4 protein-coding genes and 1 pseudogene are annotated in these 6,197 nt (G+C 71.2%); all 5 read right to left on the bottom strand.

Annotated features, from left to right (window positions below; genetic code table 11):
• Positions 1-636, bottom strand: a pseudogene (locus tag EST54_RS32880) (type VI secretion protein); the annotation flags it as partial.
• A complete protein-coding gene (locus EST54_RS32875) occupies positions 633-2,057 on the bottom strand; it encodes an ATP-binding protein (RefSeq protein WP_129251340.1) in 1,425 nt (474 codons plus the stop codon). The pseudogene EST54_RS32880 and the gene EST54_RS32875, both read right to left, overlap by 4 nt.
• A gap of 29 nt (positions 2,058-2,086) precedes the next feature.
• Positions 2,087-3,649: an SCO6880 family protein gene (locus tag EST54_RS32870; RefSeq protein WP_129251339.1), complete on the bottom strand. Its 1,563-nt coding sequence runs from the start codon at positions 3,647-3,649 to the stop codon at positions 2,087-2,089.
• The gene (locus EST54_RS32865) at positions 3,646-4,971 is read right to left on the bottom strand and encodes a hypothetical protein (protein WP_129251338.1); all 1,326 of its coding nucleotides are present in this window, start codon (positions 4,969-4,971) and stop codon (positions 3,646-3,648) included. The genes EST54_RS32870 and EST54_RS32865 overlap by 4 nt, the downstream gene beginning before the upstream one ends.
• Positions 4,961-5,815: a hypothetical protein gene (locus EST54_RS32860; RefSeq protein ID WP_129251337.1), complete on the bottom strand. Its 855-nt coding sequence runs from the start codon at positions 5,813-5,815 to the stop codon at positions 4,961-4,963. The genes EST54_RS32865 and EST54_RS32860 overlap by 11 nt, the downstream gene beginning before the upstream one ends.
• Positions 5,816-6,197 lie beyond the last annotated feature (382 nt).

The raw sequence follows: 6,197 nt of genomic DNA, 5'->3' as shown, positions 1-6,197 counted from the left end.
GGCCGGGGGTGAGGTGCGCTGTTCCGGGAGGGGGCCGGTGGAGGTGGCCTCGGCGGGCGAGGGAGGCGGCGTGGCCGGGATGGCAGGCGCGGGCCGGGTGTCCTCGCCGGGCGCCGTAGGGGCGGCCGTCTCCTGGAGGGCTTCCCGGGCCTGCCACGCTTCCCGTTCCGCCTGGCGGGCCTGCTCTTGCGGTGTGTGTGCCGCTGGTTCCGGGGCGGTGGGCTGCCGGGCCTTCGAGCGGCGGGCCGTCCGTACGGCGCGATAGCGGGTGATCGTCCCCAGCGTGAAGATCGCCAGGACCAGCAGCACCATCAGCTCGCCGATGAGGATGCCCCAGAAGAGGCCGTAGCCGGAGAGCTGGTCCTTGGGGGTGTCGGGCCAGGCGGCGGCCATGTTGTGCGGTGCGGAGACCAGATGGCGCAGCGCCATCGGCGTACCGGGGTACGTGACGCCCGTGGGCCAGGCGCCGTGGGCGAAGAAGCCGGCCAGGCCCGTCGCGCTCCACACCAGCACGGTCAGGCCCAGCAGGAAGGCGAGCAGCCCGACCAGCAGGGAGTCGGGGACGCCGCGCCCCCGGGGGGCGGGCGCGTCGCGGTAGCCGCCGGCGCCCCGTTCGTCGTCGTATCCGCGCCTCACGCCACCGTCTCGCTCGACTCGTCTCTCCACTGCCGCTCCATCGCCATCGCGTCGGCGCGCGCCTCGGCCTCGGCGTCCGCCGCCGCCTGAATCGCGCGCGCCTCGTCGGTCGGCATCGCGGAGGCCTCGGTCATCGCCCGGTCGGTGTAGACCAGCGGGCGTTCGGCCTCGGTGATGAGGTGTTTGACGACCTGGACGTTGCCGTTGACGTCCCAGACGGCGATGCCGGGGGTGAGGGTCGGGATGATCTCGACGGCCCAGCGGGGCAGGCCGAGCACCCGGCCGGTGGCCCGTGCCTCGTCGGCCTTCTGGGCGTAGATCGTGCGGGTCGAGGCCATCTTGAGGATCGCCGCGGCCTCGCGTGCGGCGGCGCCGTCGACCACATCGCTGAGGTGGTGGACGACGGCCACGAACGACAGGCCGAGCCGGCGGCCGAACTTCAGCAGCCGCTGGAAGAGCTGGGCCACGAAGGGGGAGTTGATGATGTGCCAGGCCTCTTCCACCAGGAAGATGCGCTTCTTGCGGTCGGGGCGGATCCAGGTGTGCTCCAGCCAGACGCCGACGATCGCCATCAGGATCGGCATCGCGATGGAGTTCCGGTCGATGTGCGAGAGGTCGAAGACGATGAGGGGGGCGTCGAGGTCGATGCCGGCCGAGGTGGGCCCGTCGAACATGCCGCGCAGGTCACCGTCGACGAGCCGGTCGAGGACCAGCGCGACGTCCAGGCCCCAGGCTCGGACATCGTCTATGTCGACATTCATCGCCTCCGCCGACTCCGGTTCCGGGTGCCGCAGCTGCTCGACGATGTCGGTCAGGACGGGCTGCCGGTCGGTGATGGTCTCGGTGACGTACGCGTGGGCGACCTTGAGGGCGAAGCCGGAGCGCTCGTCCAGGCCGTGGCCCATCGCGACCTCGATGATCGTGCGCAGCAGGGCCAGCTGGCCGGTGGTGGTGATCGACGGGTCGAGGGGGTTGAGGCGGATCCCGCCGTTGAGGGCGGCGGTCGGGTCCAGGCGGATGGGGGTTATCCCCAGCTCCTCGGCGATGAGGTTCCACTCGCCGACGCCGTCCTCGCCCTGGGCGTCCAGGACGACGACCTGGCGGTCGCGGAACCGCAGCTGGCGCAGGACGTAGGTCTTCTCCAGCGCGGACTTGCCGTTGCCGGACTCGCCGAGGACCAGCCAGTGCGGGGCCGGCAGCTGCTGGCCGTAGAGCTGGAACGGGTCGTAGATGTAGCCCTTGCCGCTGTAGACCTCACGGCCGATGATCACGCCGGAGTCGCCGAGACCGGGGGCGGCGGTGGGCAGATAGACCGCCTGGGCCTGGCCGGTGGAGGTGCGTACGGGCAGCCGGGTCGTCTCCACCTTCCCGAACAGGAAGCTGGTGAACGCGTCGGTGAGCGCTCCGAGCGGATCGAGCATGGCCATGACGTACGCGCCTCCCAGCGGCTTTAGCGGCGGATTCCGGTCGCGAACGGCAGGGTGTTGACGAACGCCCGGTGGTGCTCGCGGTCGCACCACTCCAGCTTGAGGTAGGACTTGCCGGCCGAGGCGCGGATGGTGCGCTTGTCGCGGGCCAGCGCCTCGGGTGAGCGGGAGGAGACCGTGAGGTAGCCGACGAGGTTGACGCCGGCGGCGCCGGAGGCCAGGTCCTCGCCGCGCTGGTCCACGCGGCCGTGGTGGGCGACGTCCCGCGGGTCGACGACGCGGTTCATCTTGGCGGCGCGGCTGGCCTCGGCGTCGTCGTTGGTCTTCTCCGTCAGCATCCGCTCGATGGCGACCTCGGTGGGCTCCAGGTCCATGCAGACCGCGACCGTACGGATCACGTCCGGGGTGTGCACCAGGAGGGGCGCGAGGAAGTTGACGCCCACCGGGGTCAGCGGCCACTCCTTGACCCAGGCGGTGGCGTGGCACCACGGCGCGCGGGTCGTCGACTCACGCGTCTTGGCCTGCAGATAGGTGGGCTCCATCGCGTCCAGCTCGGCCGGCCAGGCGTTGCGCTTGCTCATCGCCTGGATGTGGTCGATGGGGTGGTCCGGGTCGTACATGGAGTGCACGAGGGAGGCGAGCCGGGCCTGGCCCAGCGGCTGGCGGACCCGGATGTCGGCCTCGGCGAGCCGGGCGCAGATGTCGGTGAGTTCACGGGCCATCACGACCGCGAGACCGGCGTCGCGGTCCAGCTTCTTGCGCAGCAGCCCGCTCTGGTGCATCCGGGCGGCGCGCGCCATGGTCTGCGCCTCGGCGGCCAGCTCGCGGGTGTAGTGCATACAGGCGACGAGGTAGGCGCGGTGCTGCTCGGAGGAGGTGGAGACCATCGACTGGAGCTGGTCGTAGGACTCCTGCAGCCAGGCCGGGGAGGAGCGGTCGCCGCGCTGGGCGACGTCCTTGGCGTGCGCGTCCGGGTCGGCGGGCAGCGTACGGGCGAGCATCTGCAGCCGGGTCACATACCCGTCGCCGTTGGCCACGTGCTTCAGCAGCGTCCCGAAGCGGTCGACCAGCGCCTCCTGGTCCTCGCTGTCCCGCAGGCCGACGCCCGGGCCCTCGATCTCGATGGCCGCGGTCACCGTCTTGCGGTCGGCGTGCAGCAGCACGGCGATCTCGTCCGGTCCGAACGGGGCGGACAGCCAGTTGATCCGGCCGATGCCGGGCGGCGGGCCGATCTCGACCTCCCGGCCGTCCAGTCGGACGCCCGCCTCGGCGGCGCCGGAGCGGTAGGTGGCGCCGCGGCGGACCGTACGGCGGAAGCTGCGCCGGATCTCGAACCACTTGTAGAACGTCCGGCCCTTGTACGGCACGTAGACGAGGGCGAGCCCCAGCATCGGGAAGCCGGTGAGGGACACGATCCGCAGCGGCAGCATGGGCACCAGCAGGCCGCACATCATCCCGAGGAACGCGCCGACGATGATCAGCGCGATCTCGCCGGTCTCGCGGTTCTTGCCGACGATCGCGTTGGGCCGGGCGCGGCCGATCAGGTACGTGCGGCGTGGCGCGATCGGGTGGGAGTGCGTGCTCAACGCCCGTCACCTCCTGCTGTCTTGCCGGTGCGGGAGCTGCTGCTCGGGCCGGGGTGGGTGTTCGTACGGGGAGCGGGGGTGGCGGGCGCCGGGCCACGGCCGCCGCCGGTGCGGGAGCTGTGTGCGGCGACCCCGCCGGCCACCGCGTCGGCCGGCCGGGACTGGCCGCCCTGTGCGCCCTGCGACTGTCCGCCGTCCCCGCCGGACCTGCGGGAGCTGTGGGTCTTGATGCCCTGGGAGACCAGCGCGGCCGGCGAGGAGATCATCGCGGCGGCCTGGCTGCCGTCGGTGGCCCGGCCCTTGTTCGTACGGGCCGAGACCATCTCGTCGCCGAAGCCGGGAACGAAGCGGTAGATCACCGCGCTGGCGAAGATGGCGAGGATGATGATCGCGAGGCCGGAGACGACGGCGGAGAAGGCGTTCGGGCCCTTGTCGTGGGAGAGCGCACCGGCGATACCCAGCACGATGACGATGACCGGCTTCACCATGATCACCGCGATCATGATGCCCGCCCAGCGGCGCACGTGCCCCCACATGTTCTTGTCGACCAGGCCCGCGTAGACGACCGTGCCGAGCAGCGCCCCGACGTAGAGCAGCGCGGCCCGGATCACCAGCTCCAGCCACAGCACACCGGCGGCGAGGACCGAGACCAGCGACACCACGATCAGCATGATCGGTCCGCCGCCGATGTCCGTGCCCTTCGTGAGCGCCTGCGAGAAGGCGCCGAAGAAGGTGTCGGTCTGCGCCCCCGTCGCCTTCGCGAGGATCTCGGTGACGCCGTCGGTCGCCGACACGATGGTGTAGAGGATGAGCGGGGTGAAGGCGGAGGCGAGCACGGTCAGCCAGAGGAACCCGACCGCCTCACCGATCGCCTCCGTCAGCCGCACCCCGCGCACGGCGCGCTTGGCGACGGCCAGCAGCCACAGGACGAGGGTGAGGATGGTGGAGGCGGCGAAGACGACGGCGTACTGCCGCAGGAAGGCGGCGTTGGTGAAGTCCACCTGCGAGGTGGACTTCACCGCGTCCGACAGCTTGGTGACGATCCACGCGGCGGCCTTGGCGAACCCCTTGGCCAGGGAGCTGAGGGGGTCGAGGGGGTTGTCGTCGGTGAGGCCGCCGGGCGCCTTGGGCGCGCCGGAGCCGGCTTTGTCGCCGGATTGGCAGTAGGCCTTGGCGGGGCCGCGGATGAGGTCGCAGGGGTCACTGCCCGGCGTGGGGTCCGGCGCTGCGAAAGCACGGGAGGCCAGGAGCACAGCGGTTGTCTGGACGACCGTCACCAACGCGGCGAGGGAGAGGGCGCGGCGACGACTGTTAGCGGGCATAGGTGAACCCTCCGAACCCTTGCACGGCCTTGGTCATATCCCCTGCCGATGCGGCAGCTTGGTCCCTTCCGACCGGAGCGGGGCCGTCCTTCTGCGTGAAGTCGGTGACCTTCCAGTCCCCGTCCATCCACTTCAGGTCGAAGGTGTTCGTGTACCAGCTCTCCGATACGGGGTTCTTGGACTGCGCGCCTGCCAGGCCGAAGAGGGCCGAATACCAGACCGAGACCTTGGCGGTGTCACCCTTGAACGATTCGGTCTTCGTGCCGACCGGGTTCGCGCGCGAAACGAAGGTCATGCCGCTGGGCGCGGTGCCGTCCGGCTTGAGGCCGATCCTGCCGAGGAAGGCGGGGTCGGAGTACACCTTGTCGAGGGCGCTCCTGCGTGCCGCCGCCACGGATGGCGCATAGACGGCGTCGGCGATCTCGTGCCGTCTGGCGGCCTTGTACATGCCGTCGCTGGTGAGCGCCACCGCATAATTCGCCCCCGCCGACTCCGCCCCCTGTTCCGTCTTCGGGAAGCCCGTGGCGATGCCGCCGTTCTTGCCGGTGACCGGCTTGGTGCCGGTGGGGGCGGTGGGGCGGGCGGCGTCGGTGTCCTTGGCGGAGTCGGTCGACGGGGATTCGCTGTTGCCGCTTCCGCCGCGGTTGGCGAAGGCGATGGCCGCGAGCAGCAGGACGATCACGCCGACGATCGTGATGAGGTTACGGCTGGTCAGGCCGGTGCGGGAGCGCCGTGCCGAGCCGTAGCCGTCGCCGTCGTTGTCGGGAAGTCTGGTCCGTGTCTGGCCCGTCTCGGGACCGCGGTGGCTGTCGCCGCCGTAGCCGCCGTCGTCGCTGAGACTCATCGCGCCTGTGCCCCCTCTACCGCCGTCGCCGTTCGTGCCGTGGTGTTGCCGCCCTCATATGACCGTAGCCGCGCGGGCGGCGACGCGGGTGCTGTGGTTCGAGTACATCTCACCGTGACGGGTCCTCAGATGCGGTACGGCGGAGGCGAATGGGGGACTCTGGGGTATTTGTGCCCATCGCCCGCTCCGTGGTTGCCGCCGCCTTCTTGCGCCTTCTCACTCCCGGGTCCACCTGTCCCCGCGCAGCGGCCGGCCCAATCGGTCCGCTGGTGGCAGGGGTGACGGGGGCGCGGGGCGGAGCCGTCGGGCCGGTGTGAGGGGGCGTCAGCATGTGGCCTCGGCAGGGGAGGTGGATCCGGTGGGGGGTGAGTCGGGGCACGGA

The sequence above is a fragment of the Streptomyces sioyaensis genome (genome assembly GCF_004122735.1).
Classification (GTDB): Bacteria; Actinomycetota; Actinomycetes; order Streptomycetales; family Streptomycetaceae; genus Streptomyces; species Streptomyces sioyaensis.
This window is presented reverse-complemented; position numbering and strand designations above follow the sequence as displayed.

Bases quoted from the DNA above. Each gene is read 5' to 3' on its own strand.
- EST54_RS32875 (WP_129251340.1), bottom strand. From the start codon at position 2,057: ATGCTCGATCCGCTCGGAGCGCTCACCGACGCGTTCACCAGCTTCCTG.
- EST54_RS32865 (WP_129251338.1), bottom strand. From the start codon at position 4,971: ATGCCCGCTAACAGTCGTCGCCGCGCCCTCTCCCTCGCCGCGTTGGTG.
- EST54_RS32860 (WP_129251337.1), bottom strand. From the start codon at position 5,815: ATGAGTCTCAGCGACGACGGCGGCTACGGCGGCGACAGCCACCGCGGT.